The sequence below is a fragment of the Mesorhizobium loti CJ3sym genome, from assembly GCF_000472785.1.
Lineage (GTDB): Bacteria > Pseudomonadota > Alphaproteobacteria > Rhizobiales > Rhizobiaceae > Mesorhizobium > Mesorhizobium loti_E.
Window position 1 is genome coordinate 67,048 of sequence record NZ_AXAL01000010.1, and the last position, 16,265, is coordinate 83,312.

Below are 16,265 nucleotides of genomic sequence, written 5' to 3' on the forward strand. Positions count from 1 at the left end.
ACCGAGGATACTCGATGCAACAGCTTTCGATGTGGACTTACCCCTGGGATGTCAGGGATCTCGGCCTGGAGACGGTCGAACGCGATCTTGTCGAGCGCGCCGGGCTCAACATGGTCAGCCTTGCGACATCCTATCATGCCGGGCGCTTCCTGCAGCCGCGCAGCCCGCGCCGCAAGGCCTACTTTCCGGAGGACGGCACCATCTACTTCAAGCCGACAGCGGCGCGCTGGGGAAGCCTCGCCATCCAGCCCAAGGTTGCGGACGTGATCACGCAGGGCGGCGACGTGCTTGGCAACCTGATCCGCCGGCGCGACGCCGGCGGGCTCGGTGTTTCGTGCTGGACGGTTTGCCTGCACAACACCCGCCTCGGCATGCTGCATCCGCAGGCCGTCACCCGCAACGCCTTTGGCGATGCCAACTACTACAATCTCTGCCCGTCGCATCCCGATGCGCGTGCCTATGTCCGTGCGCTGGTCGCCGATATCTCGCACAGCTACCGGCCGGACCGGATCGAACTCGAAAGTCCGTCCTTCATGGGCTTCGCTCACGAATATCATCACGAGAAGGATGGCGTCGGGCTGACGCCGGAAGACGATTTTCTGTTGTCACTGTGCTTCTGTTCGTCCTGCGTCGCCCGCGCGGCAAAAGCCGGCGTCGACGGCGAGGCGGCGCGCAAGCTCACCAAGCAATGGATCGTCGAGACCTGCGAGCGTGCGGTGCCGCAACGCCGCTTTCCCGATTTTCCCGCCAGCGGCCTCGACGTCTTTGCACCGTGGCCGGAGCTCCACGCCTATCTCAAGTGGCGGTTCGAGCCGGTGACCAGCCTCGTCGCCGAGCTGCGTGAAGTGGCCGATCCCACGACGCGTGTCGTCATCATCGATCTGAAAGATGGCTGGCTCGGCGGCTGCGATCTCGAAGCACTGGGCAAGGTCTGCGACGGGGCGATCCTGTGTGCCTACGATATGCAGGCCGGAGATGTCTCAAGTCTGATGGCGGCCGGCCGCGCTGCGCTCGGCGCGGAGAAATTCCTCGGTGCCGGCTACCGGTTGTTCTATCCGGAAATGGCCGGCCCCGACATCCTTGCGGCCAAGGCGGAGCCGGGGCTGGCGCCCGGCGTCAATGGCATCAATTTCTACAATTACGGTCTCATTCCCGCTGCGCGGCTCGACTGGATAGGTGCTGCCCTGCGGCCTTGAGCCCGGCGCCAATGCTCCTCGGCCAATCGCGAGGGCATGGGAAAGCGAGCCAACCGCCAACGACCACATAAGTTTATTCGTTTTTGACCAATACGCGCTGGCGGATTCCTGTAATCTTCAGAAAAACACCGGGCTAACCGGGGCCAACCAGAAAGGTCGGGGAATGAAATACGTCGTCGATTCGATCGGCGGTCCCGCCGGCGGTGATGCCTGGCAAGCCGCTGTTACCGAAGCCTATTTTCCGCTCGACACCGAGTATCGGAACCGTCGCGAATTTTCAGGCACGCTGGAAACCTTCTCTCTCGGGCTGGTCAGCGTGTCCAAAATGCGCTGCGATGCCGTGAGTTATCGCCGCCATCGCCGGCATTTCCTCAACGAGCGTGACGCCAGCCTGCTCATCACCATCCCGGAGATGTCGGAGGTGAATTTCTCGCAAGGGTCGAGGACCGTCAATTGCGCTCCGGGGGGCTTCCTCGTCGAGAGGGGAGATGCGCCTTACGAATTCTGGCACGGCAAGCCAAACGCGCTGTGGGTCCTGAAGGTGCCGTCATCAAGCGTTCGGGCACGGATCGGATCCGCCGAACGGCTCAGTGCGCTCAGTTTCGATGCAACCCAAGGCATCGCCGCGCTCTTCCTCGACACGGTGCGAACCACGATCGGCCATCTCGATGAGATCACGGAAGTAGCTCGTGAGATGATGGGCAGGCACATCCTGGAAATGCTGTGCCTGTCGATCGTGAGTGACGATCGCGTGCTGGACAGCAGCATCTCGTCGATCCGGGCCGGCCATTTGCATCGCGCCGAGCAGTATATTCGCGACAATTTAAAGAGTTCCGGCCTCGGCCCGCAGGCTGTGGCTGATGCCTGCGGCATCTCCCTGCGTTATCTGCAGGTTCTGTTTCAAGACAGCAACCAGTCGATCAACGGCTTCATCCGCGACGCCCGGCTTGAACTTTGCGCAGAGGAGCTGATGTCGGTGACCAATAGCAGCAGCGTTGCCGAGATCGCTTACCGCTGGGGTTTTGCCGACCAGTCTCAATTCTGCAAGCACTACCGAACGCGGTTCGGCTGCGCACCGACGGATACCCGTCGCGAAGCAGCGAACCGGGCAGGCCGCACCTCGACCTCGCGAGAGCGGCACTAGACCCGACGAAATCCGGGCCAATTCTATCTTTTGTTACGACGTCGCCCCGGCACGGGGCGGCGAGGGCCGGGCCTTGCCCGCAAAGACCCCGCGAAGGAACTGTCATGAGCCGAATAAGAGTTGCCGTCGATGTCGGAGGGACCTTCACCGACATCTGCATCATGGACGAAGACACCGGCGCGATCCGTATCGAAAAGACCGCCTCCACGCCTGACGATCCCATGCAGGCCATCATGAATGGCGTCGAGCAGGGCCGCATCGATCTTTCGCAGGTGACCATGTTCTCTCATGGCACGACGGTCGCCACCAATGCGCTGATCACCCGCCGCCTGCCGCGCACCGCAATGGTCTGCACTGAGGGTTTCCGGGACGTTGTCGAGATCCGCCGCGCCAACAAGGAAGATCTCTGGGACACCTACAAGGACGTCGCCAAGCCCTATATCCCGCGCCGCGACCGGCTGACCGTTCGGGAACGGGTCAGTGCCGAGGGCGCGATCCTGGAGGCGCTGGACGAAGAGGCCGCGCGCCGCGTCGCGGAAATTCTCAAGAAACGGCAGGTCAAGTCCATCGCCGTCTGCTTCATGAACTCCTATGTCAACGGCGCCAATGAGCGCCGCATGCGTGAGATCCTGAAGGAGGCAATGCCGGATCTGCCGGTCTCGATCTCTTCGGAGGTGATGCCGGAAATCTTCGAGCACGAACGGTTTTCGACCACCATGGCCAACGCCGTCTGTGCCCCGGTCGTCGTCGACTACGTGTCGCGTCTCGGAGAAAAGCTTGCCGCCGCCGGATACAAGCGAGATCTCCTGCTGCTGCACAGCGGTGGCGGGGTCATGACACCCGCGAGCGTCAAGGATTTTTCAGCCCGGCTCGCAGGATCGGGCATCGCTGCCGGCGCGATCGCAAGCCGTTTCATCGGAAACCTCTGTGGCTTCCCGAACTCGATCGGCTTCGACATGGGCGGCACCAGCACCGACGTCTCGCTCGCATGGAACGGGGAGTCGCGCATCACAAAGGACTGGTACATCGAATTCGGATATCCGATCCGCTTCCCCTCCATCGAGGTGCTGACGATCGGTGCGGGCGGCGGGTCGTTGGCATGGCAGGACGAGGGCGGTAGCTTGCGCAACGGACCGCAGTCCGCCGGCGCCTTTCCAGGCCCGGCCTGCTACAAGAACGGCAACCGCACCGCCACCAACACCGATGCCAATGTCGTGCTCGGCCGTCTCGGCACCAGCCTTGCAGGCGGCAAGATCACGCTCGACCCCGCTCTGGCCGCTCAGGCCGTGCAGGAGACGGTGGCGGCACCCTTCGGCATGGAACTCCACCAAGCGGCCGAGGCGATCATCGCCGTTGCCAACGCCAATATGGGCAATGCCGTCCGGCTTCTCTCCATCAGCCGAGGCTATGACCCGCGCGACTTTGCACTCGTCGCATTCGGCGGCGCAGGCGCCTTGCACGGAGCGGCCGTGGCCAAGGAGCTTTCGATTCCAACCGTGATCGTGCCGCCCAATCCCGGCGTCACCTCCGCGCTCGGTTGCCTACTCGTCGACGTGCAGCACGATTTCTCCGAGAGCTTCATGGCCGATGCCTCGACGGTTTCGCCGGCCGAAATGCAGACGGCCTTTGTTAAGATGGAAGAACAGGCCGTTGAACGCCTGGCGCATGAGGGTGTGGCGCAGGAAGACATGGCGCTGCAGCGTACGGTCGAGATGATGTATCAGGGCCAGTGGCGCTCGCTCGCGGTGTCGGCGCCGGCGCGGATCGAGAGCATCTGCTCACTGATCGAGGCGTTCCACAACGAGCACGAACGCGAGTTCAACTACCGCCGCGAAGAGGCGCCGGTGTCGATCTTCCGCATCGCGGTCAAGGCGATCGGCATCGTCCCGAAAGCCGAGATACCGCGGCACGAAGTCTCGCCGCATGAGCCACAGCCGGCCGGCCGCCGCGGCGTTTGGTTCGACGGCGTATCTCATGATGCAGCCGTGTATGAGCGTGACCAACTCAGCGCCGGCGCTGCCTTCACGGGGCCTGCCATTGTCGAACAGTTCGATTCCACCACCGTGGTTCCGCCAGGAATGAGCGCGACCGTCGATGGCTTCCTGAACATTCTCATCGTGACGAAAGGCTGAGACATGACAAAGCTGATTGAAACGAGCCCTGGCCTCGATCCGGTAACGTTCGAGGTGCTGAAGAACTCCTTCATCACCACCGTCGACCAGATGGCCGAACAGATGCTTCGTACCTGCTATTCCTTCGTCATCTACAACCGGGACTTTTCGAACGCCCTGCATGACGCCGACGGCAACTCCGTGGCCCAGGGCAACTACGATATCGCGGTCCATGTCGGCACACTGCACAACACGTGCAAGGAGGTGATCCGGGTCTTCGAAGGCGATATGGCTCCCGGCGACGTCTACGCGATCAACGATCCCTATGCCGGCGGTACTCATTTCAGCGATGTTCGGCTCGTCCGGCCGATCTTCGACGAAGACAAACTGATCGGCTTCTCCCAGTCGAACGGCCACTGGTCGGATCTCGGCGGCTCCGTGCCGGGTTCCTTCGACGTCACCGCCCGCGACATGTTCCGCGAAGGCCTGCGGATCACGCCGCTGCGCCTTTTCCAGCGCGGCCGCTTCTGCTCCGACGTCGCCAACATGATCGCGGCCAACACGCGCGACCCGGCATCGATCATTGGCGACATCCATTCCCAGGCGCAGGCGACACAGGCGGCCGAGCGCGAATTGTTGCGGCTGGTCAAGAAGTACGGGCGCGGCCAGGTCATGCGCGGTATGGAGGAGGTGCAGGACTACGTCGAACGTGCCGTGCGAAAGCGCCTCGCGGAGCTGCCCGACGGCACTTGGGAGACGGTCGACTACATCGATCGCGATCTCGGAGCCGGCGAGGGCATGATCCCGATCCGCATCAAAATGACGATCAAGGGCGACACGATCCACTACGATTTTACGGGAAGCCATTCGACCATCGCCTCGATGTACAATTCCGCCCCGGGCGCGACCTTCTCGGCCGTGGTCGCCGGTATGAAGACGTTCTTCCCGGACCTCCCACTCAACAGCGGGTTTTACCGGATGATCGAGGTTACCGCGCCGAAGAACAGCGTCGTCAGCGCGGAATGGCCGGTGGCCGTGACCGGGTTCCTGATGCCGTTCGAAAAGATCATGAATGCGATCTTCGAGATGTGGTCGAAGATCATGCCCGAACGCGCCATCGCCTGTGCCTTCAACCTCGAATATCTGTTGGCCGGGGGACGGGACGCGCGCAAACCCGAAAAGCCGATCTTCATGTTCTACGAATGGCTGCCCGGCGGCTGGGGCGGGCGCAACGGCAAGGATGGCGCCGATGTCACCACTGCCTGCTTCGGAACGGGGCTGATGTCGCAACCGAACGAAGGCAATGAGCGGGTGAACCCTACGCGGACGATCGAGTTCCAGATCAAGCAGGACTCAGCCGGTCCCGGCAAATGGCGGGGCGGGGTCGGCGTGCAGAAGACCTCGTTGTTGCTTGAGGCCGAAAATGCCGTCATGTCCTATATTTGCGACCGCGAGCGCGCTGTCGTCTGGGGTGTCGAGGGAGGCCTGCCGTCGATGCCCCACGGCTTGACCATGAAACGCGCCGGAGAGGGGACCGAGATTTGGCTCGGCTCCGTATTCTCCGATTACCCTGTCCACACAGGCGACCAGTTCGCTCGTCCGACGGCCGGCGGCGGCGGTTTCGGCGATCCACTGCAGCGCGAGCCCCGCAAGGTGATGGAGGACGTGATCGATGACTACGTTTCCCTGGAGCGCGCCAAGACCGACTACGGCGTGGTGATCCGAGAAATCGACCGCGACCTGTGCCAGTACGAAATCGACGAGACGGCAACCGAAGCCTGCCGTGCCGACATCCGGGCGAAGCGGAAGGATCGGGCACGCATGGATCCTGAGGAGGTCGCGCGCAAATACCGTTCCGGCGAGATCGATACGCTCGATGCGGTTCGCCACTATGCCGTGATCCTCGACTGGGAGACTGGCGAACTCCTTCCCAAAACCACCGCCCAGTTCCGTGAGAGCTTTGAGAAACGGACGGTCGCTCACTGGGCCTGAGCGTTAAAGAGCGCGCCGCAAACCTCGCGGGCGCTCGCAGGCCGCCAGAGTTATCTGTTTTTTCGATACCATATTCAAAGAATTACTATTTCACAGGAGCCTAGGGCTGGGGCAACAATACTGCAAAGCCGCGAAAGACGGCTGCTTCCGAGGGGTATGACAGATGGCACCAGGCGTGGAACGATCGTTCACCGCAGCCAGCACGCTTGAAGAGGCATTGGCTGCACGCCGCCAAGGTGCGGCGGTGCTTGCCGGCGGCACCTGGATGATGCGTGATCCACGGCGCGGGGGACAACTTCCCGTGGCGGTGGTCGCACTCCACCGGATACCGGCCTTGTCCAAGGTCGAAATCAACGCGGACCATGTCGTGATCGGCGCAGCTGTTACCCACGCGGTCCTTGTCCGCGTGTTGCACGGGGTAGCGGGCTTCGAAGGTCTGGTTGCCGCGGCGCAGGGCGCGGCCAATCCCGGTATCCGAAGTGTCGCCACCGTGGGCGGCAACCTTTGTGCCCTCGACTTTGCCGCCGCCGATCTCGCCCCCGCGTTTCTCGTCTGTGAGGCGACTGTGGAGCTGCAGACGTTCGAGGGCCCAAAACTCCTCGGCATTTCGGATTTCCTCGAAGGCAGGCATAGGCTGCTGACGGAAGCGATTGTGACGAGAATTCATCTGCGCCGCGACCTGATCGCAAGTGCTCACATCCGCCTGCCGCTTCGCAAAGCCGGCGACTATCCGGTCGCCATCGTCTCGCTCGCCGTGGACAAGGACAAACGCTGTCGCATTGCGGTCGGCTCGGTGGAGCCGGTAGCGCGGCGCTGGACGGCACTCGAACAGGCCATGGCGGCAGGCCCGGCCTCCGCGCTCGATCCGGAACGCGCTGCCGAGCTTGCATTGGAGCACAATGATTTTCAGGGCCGCGACGGCAAGGAAGCGGAGGGTTGGTACCGGCGCCAGGTTCTTTCGCCGCTGGTCAGGCGCGGTGTTGCTGCACTTCTCAAGACCGAGGGCCTGGCATGACTGTGACATTCCAGCTGAATGGCGAGGACTGCCGCTTTCATGGCGATCCGATGACGCCGCTTGTCGACATCTTGCGGCAAGAACGATTCCTGACGGGGACCAAAGCCGTGTGCCGCGAAGGCTTTTGCGGCGCGTGCACGGTGCATGTCGACGACGAAGCGATGCCGTCCTGCCTGAAGCCGGTTGGACTCGTCCAGGGATGCGCGGTGACGACCATCGAGGGATTGAGTTCTGGAAATCAGGCGCTGCACCCGCTCCAGGCCGCTTTCGAGGCGGACGATGCCGTGCAATGCGGCATGTGTTTTCCGGGAATGGTCATGAGCCTTTCGGCGTTCGTGCGTGACAATCCGCATGCGAGCCGTGCCGAAATCAAGGCCGCAATGGTCGGCAACATCTGCCGCTGCACGGGATATGAGCGGATCGTCGACGCCGTGGCCGTCTGCCTCGACCAGGCGCGGAAGGCCGGCCAGTTGGTGGAAGGTATCAATGTCTGAGCTCTCCGCCACGGTGATGAATCTTCCCCGCCGCGATGCGCAGGACAAGCTGCGCGGGCGGACGAAATACACCAATGACCGGATTCGCCCCGACATGTTGCATGCCGTGCTGCTACGGTCGACCGTTCCTGCGGGGCGTATCCGCAAGCTCGACGTTTCGGCGGCACTTCGCTGTCCTGGCGTGCGCGCAGTGGCGACCGGCGCCGATGCGCCAGGGCTCTACGGCATCGGCATTGCCGACCATCCGCTGCTGGCCATCGACACGATCCGCTATCACGGCGAGCCAATCGCCGTCATCGCTGCCGAGACGGAAAAGCAGGCGCGGGCCGCACTTGCCGCCATCATGCTCGAGGTCGAGCCGCTGGCACCGGTGCTCACCATGGCCGAAGCACTCCAGCCCGCCGCCCGTCTCGTCCACGAGGGCTGGCGCGGCTATGAGGTGATCACCGAAGGCGGTGCACGTGGCGGCAACATCGCATGGGAGGCAAAATCCAGCCGTGGCGACGTCGACGCTGCCTTCGCCCGTCCCGACATACGCATTGTCGAGAGCAGCTTCACCGTCGGCCGGCAGAGCCATGTGCCCTTCGAACCGCGGGTTGCCATCGGCTCCTGGGAGGATGGCCGTGCTCACATCCAGACCTCGACGCAGGTGCCCTGGACCGTGCGCAACGTCACCGGAAGGGTCATGCAGCTTGCGCCCGGGCGTGTGCGGGTCACTGTGCCGCCTGTCGGCGGCGGGTTCGGCCTGAAATTCGATGCGTCCATCGAGCCGATCACGGCACTTCTGGCGCGGATGACCGGGCGCACCGTGGTCTTGGAAAACACCCGGCAAGAAGAGATGGCAACCTGCCTCTGCCGCGAGAATGCGGAAATCCGCATTCGGTCCGCTGTCACCGCCGAAGGATACATCGCCGGGCGCGAGGCCGTCGTGCTGATGGACTGCGGTGCGTATGGCGGCGAACAGGTTTTTCTGACGACGATGACGGCGCATACGCTGGGCGGCAATTACAAGGTCGGCGCCACGCGGCTCGTCAGCCGCGCCGTATACACCAACACACCACCCAACGGCGCTTTCCGGGCTTGCAACGGCGTCTACAACACCTTCGCATTGGAGCGACATACCGACGAAATCTGCGATGCGCTAGGCTTCGACCCGATGGAGTTCCGGAAGAAAAATGTGCTAGGCGATGGCGATCTCGGTGCCACTGGCCAGGTTTTCGAAGCCGATGTGCTGGGTCCGATGCTCGATCGCATGGACGCGTTGCGTGTCAGAACCGGGACATCTGAGGCCAAGGCCGACGGCAGGCTCTATGGAATTGCAACCACGGTCGGCACATGGTTCGTTTTCGTCGGGCCCTCGGCGGCGACGGTGAATTTGAACGCCGACGGCAGCGCAACGCTGGTCACGTCGGGGGTGGAGATTGGTTCCGGCACGATGGTGCAATCCCTGCCGCAGATCGTGGCCGGGCAGCTCGGCCTTGCTCCCGAGCAGGTGATCGTGCGCGAAGCCGATACGGATGCCGCCGGTCTCGATGTCGGCGTTGGCGGCGGACGGACCACCGTGTCCATCGGCGCGGCGAGTGTGGCCGCCTGCGCGGACGTGCGCGAGAAGCTGCTGCGGACCGCCGGCGAGATGCTGCAGACCCGACCGGAAGACTTGGTGCTGCGGGAGGGTCGTGTCGAGATCACGGGACGTCCCGGTTCCGGCATGTCGATCCCCGCCGTCGTCGCCCATGCACAGGCCACCACCGGCCCGATCACCGGAAGCGGAGCCTTTACCGCCAAGAACACGCCGGCAATGTCCGGCTGCGCCATGGGGCATTTCATCGATGCGCTCGACATTCCGGTCTTCGTCGTTCACGAGGCCGAGGTGGCGGTTGATCCGGACACCGGTCATGTCGAGGTGCTGGCCTATCGCGTGGTGCAGGATGTCGGCCGTGCGCTCAACCCGCGCGCCATCCTGGGCCAGATACAGGGCGGCGTGGTGCAGGGGCTGGGCTACGCCTTGCATGAGGAGGTGACGCTCACCGCCGACGGACGCATCGCACAGGACGATTTCGAGACCTATCGCCTGCCGCTGGCGCAGGACGTGGTTCCGGTCGCCGCCGACCTCTACGAGGGCGCACCATCGATGGGTCCGCTCGGCACCAAGGGCGCGGGCGAGGTGCCCATCCTTGCCGTGGGCGCCGCGATCGGCTGCGCGGTGGCGCGCGCCATCGGCAAGCCGGTGCGGCAACTGCCACTGACGCCGCCACGCGTGCTTGGCCTGCTGCACGAGCGCGAACCACCGCCGGAATTCCCGCACATCGCTCCCGGCTGGGCGTCAAACACTCTGTGCTGAGGCAAGCAAACCATGGTCACCCTGAACTGCGACATGGGGGAGAGTTACGGCAACTGGCGCTTCGGCGACGATGCCGGCATCATGCCTCATATCGATTGCGCCAACATCGCCTGCGGCTTCCATGCCTCCGATCCATGGACGATGCTGAAGACCGTGCGGCTCGCGCTCTCGCATGGCAAGCAGGTTGGCGCGCATCCCTCACTTCCCGATCGCGAGGGGTTCGGCCGGCGCGAAATGAAACTTCAGCCGGAGGAACTGACAGCCGCCTTCCTCTACCAAATCGGTGCTCTGACAGGGATGCTGGCCGCCGAGGGCGGACGGCTCGGCCACGTCAAGCCGCACGGCATCATCTACGGCATGGCCGCGCACGACATGGACACTGCCCGGGCAATCGCGGCGGCGGTCAAGCCGTTCGGCGTCCCGCTGTTCGGCATGGCGGAAACCTGTCACGAGACGGCAGCGGCTGAACTCGGCGTCGCCTTCGTGGGCGAGTTCTTTCCCGATCTGACCTACGCTCCCGGCGGCAGCCTGATCATCCCCCGCGTACAGTCGGCCATCGACCTGACGCTTGCCGAGCACCGTATGGTGGGAGCGCTTACCCGGCGCGAACTCGTCACGGTAGACGGCACGGTCCGCCCGGTCGACTTCGACACCGTCTGCATCCACTCCGATCCGCCGAATGCACGCGACGTCGCCGCGCTGATGCGGCGGATCATCGACACGCATTCGAAAAGCCTCCCATGATGCATTTTTCTGTATCGTGAAGGCTCTGCTCATGGGATCGAGGACTATCTCGAACTCAGAACCCGAACCATTTCCACAAGCCGCTGAGGACTTCCATGGACGCGCTTTCCAACTCTCTCGCCGCCGCCGACATCGCCACCACCATGCACCCCTACACCAACCTGCGTCAGCACGAACAAACCGGACCACTGATCATCAGCCGCGGCGACGGCATCCGTGTGTATGACGAACGCGGCAAGGAATATATCGAAGGGCTCGCCGGGCTGTGGTCGGTGGGCGTCGGCTTTTCGGAGAAGCGGCTGGCGGACGCTGCCTATCAGCAAATGTTGAAGCTGCCCTACTACCACACCTTCTCCTCCAAGGCGCATGAGCCGTCCATCCGGCTCGCGGAGAAACTCGTGGAGATGACGCCGGAAAACCTGACGCGTGTGTTCTTCACGTCGTCGGGCTCGGAAGCCAACGACACCATCGTCAAGATGATGTGGTTCATGAACAACGCGCTCGGCCGGCCCAGGAAGAAGAAATTCCTGGCACGGACCAAGGGCTATCACGGCATTACCGTCGCCTCCGGCAGCCTGACGGGCCTGCCGATCAACCATCGCGATTTCGACCTGCCGGCGATTCCGGTTCGCCATCTGACCTGCCCACACTTCTATCGTTTCGGCATGGAAGGCGAAGACGAAGCCGCCTTCACGGCGCGCCTGCTCGCCGAACTGGAAGCGGTGATTGCGGAAGAAGGGGCTGATACGATCGCGGCCTTCATAGGAGAGCCGCTTATGGCGGCTGGCGGCGTTCTGCCGCCGCCGGTAGGATACTGGGAAGGCGTGGAGAAAATCTGCCGGGCAAATGATATCATTCTGATAGCAGATGAGGTGATCTGCGGTTTTGGCCGTCTCGGAACGCCCTTCGGCGCTCAGAAATATGGCTTCACACCTGATATCATGACGGTCTCCAAGCAAATCACGTCGTCTTACATGCCGCTTGCCGCCGTCATTTTCTCCGATGCGATCTATCAGGCGATTGCTGACAACACCGCCACGATCGGCAATTTCGGCCACGGTTTCACGGCGTCGGGTCATCCGGTCGCGACAGCCGTTGCGCTGGAGAATCTCGCCATCATCGAGGAACGCGATTTGATGGGCAATGCGGCCCGGATGGAAGCGGCCTTCCAGGCGGGCATTCGCTCGTTTGCCGGTCATCCCTTTGTCGGGGAGGCCCGTGGCACCGGCTTGATCGGAGCGGTCGAGCTGGTTGCTGACAAGGCGACCAAGCGGCCTTTTGCAAAAGTAGGCCGCGCGGGCGCGATAGCGTCGGCCATCGGTCACGAAGAAGGTCTCATCTTCCGCAGCATCGGCGATCAGCTGGCGCTTTGCCCGCCGATGATCGTGACGGGAGAGGACATCGCGGAAATCATGACCCGCATGTCGAGATCGCTGGACCGGCTGACCGGCGCCGTCGCGAAGGAGGGGCTGGAATGATCGGCGGACATGCGGACCAGACCGGCATGACCGGAGGCGATCTTCCGGCACAGCGTTCAGCACTTCTTGGCCGGTTTATGGCAGCGTGGAACGCCCACGACCTCGACGGCCTGATGGCCTGCATGGCCGAGGATTGCGCCTTCCATGGCTCGGCTGGACCCGAGCCGAGCGGTCGCCGTCACATTGGACGGGAAGCCGTGCGCACTGCCTATGCCGCTATCTTTTCAACCTTTCCGGACGCTGCCTGGTCAAATGGCAGTCATGTGGTCAGCGGAGATACCGGACTGTCTTCCTGGCGCTTCACGGGAACGACGGCGGCGGGAGACAAGATAGAGGTCGACGGCTGCGACATCTTCGTTTTTTCAGGTGCGCGGATTGCGCTCAAGGATTCCTATCGCAAGGCCCGCACGTAAAAGGTCATGGACTGATAAATTGACCCGGCCCGCATCATGCGGGCCGGGTTCTCGCGTTGCGGGATGGGAAGAACGGCCGGACCGAGCCGGCCGCCACCACTACTTCAAGAGCGCGTCAAGAGGGATCGGTTCGGAGATCGTCCAGCTGTCGACGATCGCCGGTTTGCCTTTCTCGGTGTCGGCGATCAGGTATTTGGTCTGGTTCTGGTGGTGCAACTCGGAGGTGAAGGTGCGGGGACCAAAGAGGGTCGGTTCGTTCTTCATTTTTTCGAGTTCCGCGACAACGGCATCGGCATCGATGCTCTTGGCGCGTTCAACGGCCTTTGCCCAGACGTCGATCATGACATAACCTGGATAGACATACATGGAAGACGGGTCGGCGCCGGTCTTGGCCTTGTAGGCCGCGTTGAACTTGTTGACTTCCGGATTCGGGTCGTCGCCGTAGATGGAACCCTGAACCGGAACGTAGAAATTGGAAAGGTCAGGCACAGCCGAAAGCCAGTAGCTGCCGTCCACGCCGGAGCCGTTGAGAATCATCGAATTGATGCCTGCGGCGCGGATCTGTTTTATCGCCGAAACAGAGCCCGGCATCATGGTACAAAGCATGATCGCATCGGGCTCTTTTGGCAGGGCCTTGATACGGCTGATCTGAGCAGCGATTGAGGGGTCGTCGTTCTTGAAGGTATCTTGACCCACGAGTTTGGCGCCCTTGGTCTCCAGCTTGGGCATCATCCAGTCGAAGCCGTCGCAGATGCCCTTGTTATATTCCGTCCAGGTGTCGAGCAGGCGATAGAAGGTCTTGGCCTCCTTCTTGTTGTACGCCCATTCGGCCATCGTCGCTCCCTGCACGGCCGCCAGCACCGACGCGGAGAAGCTGTGCGGGCCTACGCCCTGGATGCCCGCCTTGACCGATTCAGCGCAGAGGAAGAAGGAAACCTTGCCAGCCGCCTCGGCGGCGAGTGCCGCCGGCGAGCCGAAGTCGTAGTCGCAGGAGACGACGACGAGGTCTGCGCCCTGGTCGAGAACGGAAAGACCGGCCTTGGCGCCTTCGGCACGGTCGGACTTGGTGTCGGCTTTCACGACTTCAATCTTCTTCCCCAGAAGACCGCCGGCGGCGTTTATTTCGTCGATGCGGATCAGCGCGGCATCGGTGGCAGGCTTGTCGTAAGCCTCCATGAAGCCCGATTCCGCCGTGGCGAAACCGACCACGATCTTGCTGTCGTCCGCCAAGGCTGGAAAGGCAGCCGTTGCGGTGAAGAGCATCGTTGCTGTCGCTATTTTTAGTTTGTTTATCATAGACTTCTCCTTTCAAGGTTACGGCGGCTTACAATCCGCCGGTCAGTCACCGCGGTTGCGGGTTAAAGAGATCTCGCGATTGCCGAAAACGCCTGCCGGACGAAGCGCCAGAATGATGATCATGATGATACCCAGTGCGATCTCCTGAAGGCCTTTCGGTATGGCGAAGGCGACGTCGCCAATTGAAACCCCGGCTTCCAGCCAGCGCAGGGTCTGGATGAGGGCCGAGAGGAACACGACACCGATCACGGCGCCCGAAAGGCTGCCCATGCCGCCAACGACAAGCATGGCGATGGTGATGAAGGTGAGGCCGAGATAGAAAGTGTCCGGCGTTACAACCCCGATGGAATGGGCCATCAAGGCGCCGCCGAGACCCATTATGGCACCGGAGATCACGAAGGCGACAAGCCGCTCCCTTGGAATATCGACGCCGGAGGCCGCCGCTGCCGTCGGCTCGTCGCGGGCGGCACGCAGTGCTAGGCCCGAACGCGATATTGCGTGTGCCCAGGCAATGAAGATCGAGATGATGGCGGCGATCAGGTAGGGCCAGATCGAGCGGATGATCGGGATCCCGACGACCGACGATGTCCCGCCGGTGACAGTTTCCCAGTTGGAGTAGATCGTGTTGATCATCGCCAGCATGGCGAAGGTCGCGATGGAGGCGGCGATGCCCGACAGCCGCATCAGGATCCGCCCGAAGATCAGCGCAGCCAACCCTGCAAAGATCGCGGCGATGATAGCCGCCTCCCAATAGGGCATTTGGGTTTTTATCAGCCAGCTGGGAAGACCGGTAAAGGCCATCTTCTTCATCATGGGATTGATCGTCAGCCACGCCGCCACATAGGCGCCGAGGCAGGTGAAGCCGATATGGCCGAAGCTCAGCACGCCGGAATTGCCGATAAATACATAAAGGCCGACGACGAGGATAACCCGGAGGAAGACGTCGATGATCACCTGATTGAATGGTCTCGATCCGGTCATCATCGTCAGCAGTGCAATGGCGATCATCAACAGCGCCAGCAGGATCGGCGTGATGATGGTACGGCGCGCCAGCACGAAGGGGCGGGGGGTTTTGGCGACGATGGCGCCGGTGGTCAGGTGCGGCTCGATGGTCGGGGACGCTGCGGACATGGATCAGACCCTTTCCTTTGTGCCACGGGCCGAAATCAGGCCTTGCGGACGGAAGAGGAGGACGAGGATGACCGCTCCATAGACAAAGGCATCGCGGAAGGGCCGGGCGTCGATGGGCAGCATGACCTGCATGATCACCGACGCGGCACCGAGCAGGAACCCCGCCAGCACGGCGCCAGCCAGACTGCCAAGGCCGCCGATAACCGTTGCGATGAACGCCATCAGCATGATTGCCGCACCCATCTGGATATCGGCGGTGCCGGTCTGGGCCACGAAGATCAAGGCAATGGCACCGGCCAGCGCGCCGGACAGCGCGAAAGCCCCCATGATGACCCGGTTAGCGCGGACGCCGAGCATGCGCGCCATGGAGAAATTCTCCGCCGCCGCCCGCATTTCCAGTCCGAACCGGGTCCGGCGAAGAAAGACGGTCAGGCCCAACAGGATCAACATCGTCGCGACGATGGTGATGAGCTGGAGAAGCGGCAGCCGGGCGCCGAAAATTTCGACGGGTTGGGAGAGTTCGGGAAGGAGATTGATCGACTTCGGCCGGCTTGAGAAAAGCATCAGCAGAAAATAGCGAATGACGAAACCGAGCGCGAAGGAAGCAATCATCATCGTCGCCGGATTTGCCTTGCGGAACCGCCTGAAGACGACGATTTCACACAGCACCGACAGCCCGGCCCCGCAGAGCAGCACGAAGGGTATCAGCAGGTACCACGGCAATTGGCCAGCAAAGACGATGGCCATGGCATCCGTCGACGGCCACAGCAGCGCGAAGACGCAGAAGGCGATGACGTCGCCATGCGCGAAGTTCACAAGCCGCATGACGCCGAAGATGAGGGCAATGCCGAGCGCCCCGAGCGCGTAGAGCGAACCAAGCGAGAGTGCGTCAAACAGGATCTGGAGCATC

13 protein-coding genes are annotated in these 16,265 nt (G+C 62.6%); 10 read left to right on the forward strand and 3 right to left on the reverse strand.

From position 1 onward, the window contains the following. The first annotated feature begins 14 nt into the window (after window positions 1–14). From A3A9_RS0115145 to A3A9_RS0115190, 10 genes are all read left to right on the forward strand, one after another. Window positions 15–1,196, forward strand: coding sequence for a hypothetical protein (locus A3A9_RS0115145; RefSeq protein WP_027059539.1), 1,182 nt, complete (start codon window positions 15–17; stop codon window positions 1,194–1,196). After that, the gene (locus A3A9_RS0115150) at window positions 1,177–2,340 is read left to right on the forward strand and encodes a helix-turn-helix domain-containing protein (RefSeq protein ID WP_245279041.1); all 1,164 of its coding nucleotides are present in this window, start codon (window positions 1,177–1,179) and stop codon (window positions 2,338–2,340) included. The genes A3A9_RS0115145 and A3A9_RS0115150 overlap by 20 nt, the downstream gene beginning before the upstream one ends. Before the next feature lie 104 nt (window positions 2,341–2,444). Next, window positions 2,445–4,472, forward strand: coding sequence for a hydantoinase/oxoprolinase family protein (locus A3A9_RS0115155; RefSeq protein ID WP_027059541.1), 2,028 nt, complete (start codon window positions 2,445–2,447; stop codon window positions 4,470–4,472). A gap of 3 nt (window positions 4,473–4,475) precedes the next feature. Then, window positions 4,476–6,443, forward strand: coding sequence for a hydantoinase B/oxoprolinase family protein (locus A3A9_RS0115160; protein ID WP_027059542.1), 1,968 nt, complete (start codon window positions 4,476–4,478; stop codon window positions 6,441–6,443). A 163-nt stretch (window positions 6,444–6,606) separates the two neighbouring features. Next, a complete protein-coding gene (locus A3A9_RS0115165; RefSeq protein ID WP_027059543.1) occupies window positions 6,607–7,458 on the forward strand; it encodes an FAD binding domain-containing protein in 852 nt (283 codons plus the stop codon). Beyond that, window positions 7,455–7,952, forward strand: a complete 498-nt coding sequence (locus A3A9_RS0115170) for a (2Fe-2S)-binding protein (RefSeq protein WP_027059544.1) — start codon at window positions 7,455–7,457, stop codon at window positions 7,950–7,952. Before A3A9_RS0115165 ends, A3A9_RS0115170 begins: the two co-directional genes overlap by 4 nt. Beyond that, entirely contained in the window at window positions 7,945–10,293 is a 2,349-nt protein-coding gene (locus A3A9_RS0115175) for a xanthine dehydrogenase family protein molybdopterin-binding subunit (RefSeq protein ID WP_027059545.1), read from the forward strand. The genes A3A9_RS0115170 and A3A9_RS0115175 overlap by 8 nt, the downstream gene beginning before the upstream one ends. A 12-nt stretch (window positions 10,294–10,305) precedes the next feature. After that, on the forward strand, window positions 10,306–11,037 hold the full coding sequence (locus tag A3A9_RS0115180) for a LamB/YcsF family protein (protein ID WP_027059546.1): 732 nt from the start codon (window positions 10,306–10,308) through the stop codon (window positions 11,035–11,037). Between the two features lie 95 nt (window positions 11,038–11,132). Continuing rightward, window positions 11,133–12,515 carry an aspartate aminotransferase family protein gene (locus tag A3A9_RS0115185; RefSeq protein ID WP_027059547.1) on the forward strand — a complete coding sequence of 461 codons (1,383 nt, stop codon included), beginning with the start codon at window positions 11,133–11,135 and terminating at the stop codon, window positions 12,513–12,515. Further along, window positions 12,512–12,928, forward strand: a complete 417-nt coding sequence (locus A3A9_RS0115190; protein WP_082222094.1) for a nuclear transport factor 2 family protein — start codon at window positions 12,512–12,514, stop codon at window positions 12,926–12,928. Before A3A9_RS0115185 ends, A3A9_RS0115190 begins: the two co-directional genes overlap by 4 nt. 99 nt (window positions 12,929–13,027) lie before the next feature. On the opposite strand, the gene A3A9_RS0115195 is transcribed toward A3A9_RS0115190, so the two are convergent. The 3 genes from A3A9_RS0115195 to A3A9_RS0115205 are packed head-to-tail and all read right to left on the reverse strand — an operon-like array spanning window position 13,028 to window position 16,264. Further along, on the reverse strand, window positions 13,028–14,224 hold the full coding sequence (locus tag A3A9_RS0115195) for an ABC transporter substrate-binding protein (RefSeq protein WP_027059549.1): 1,197 nt from the start codon (window positions 14,222–14,224) through the stop codon (window positions 13,028–13,030). Between the two features lie 42 nt (window positions 14,225–14,266). After that, window positions 14,267–15,355 (reverse strand): branched-chain amino acid ABC transporter permease, encoded by a 1,089-nt coding sequence (locus A3A9_RS0115200; protein WP_027059550.1) that lies wholly within the window; start codon window positions 15,353–15,355, stop codon window positions 14,267–14,269. 3 nt (window positions 15,356–15,358) lie between these two features. Beyond that, window positions 15,359–16,264, reverse strand: a complete 906-nt coding sequence (locus A3A9_RS0115205) for a branched-chain amino acid ABC transporter permease (protein WP_027059551.1) — start codon at window positions 16,262–16,264, stop codon at window positions 15,359–15,361. Window position 16,265 lies beyond the last annotated feature (1 nt).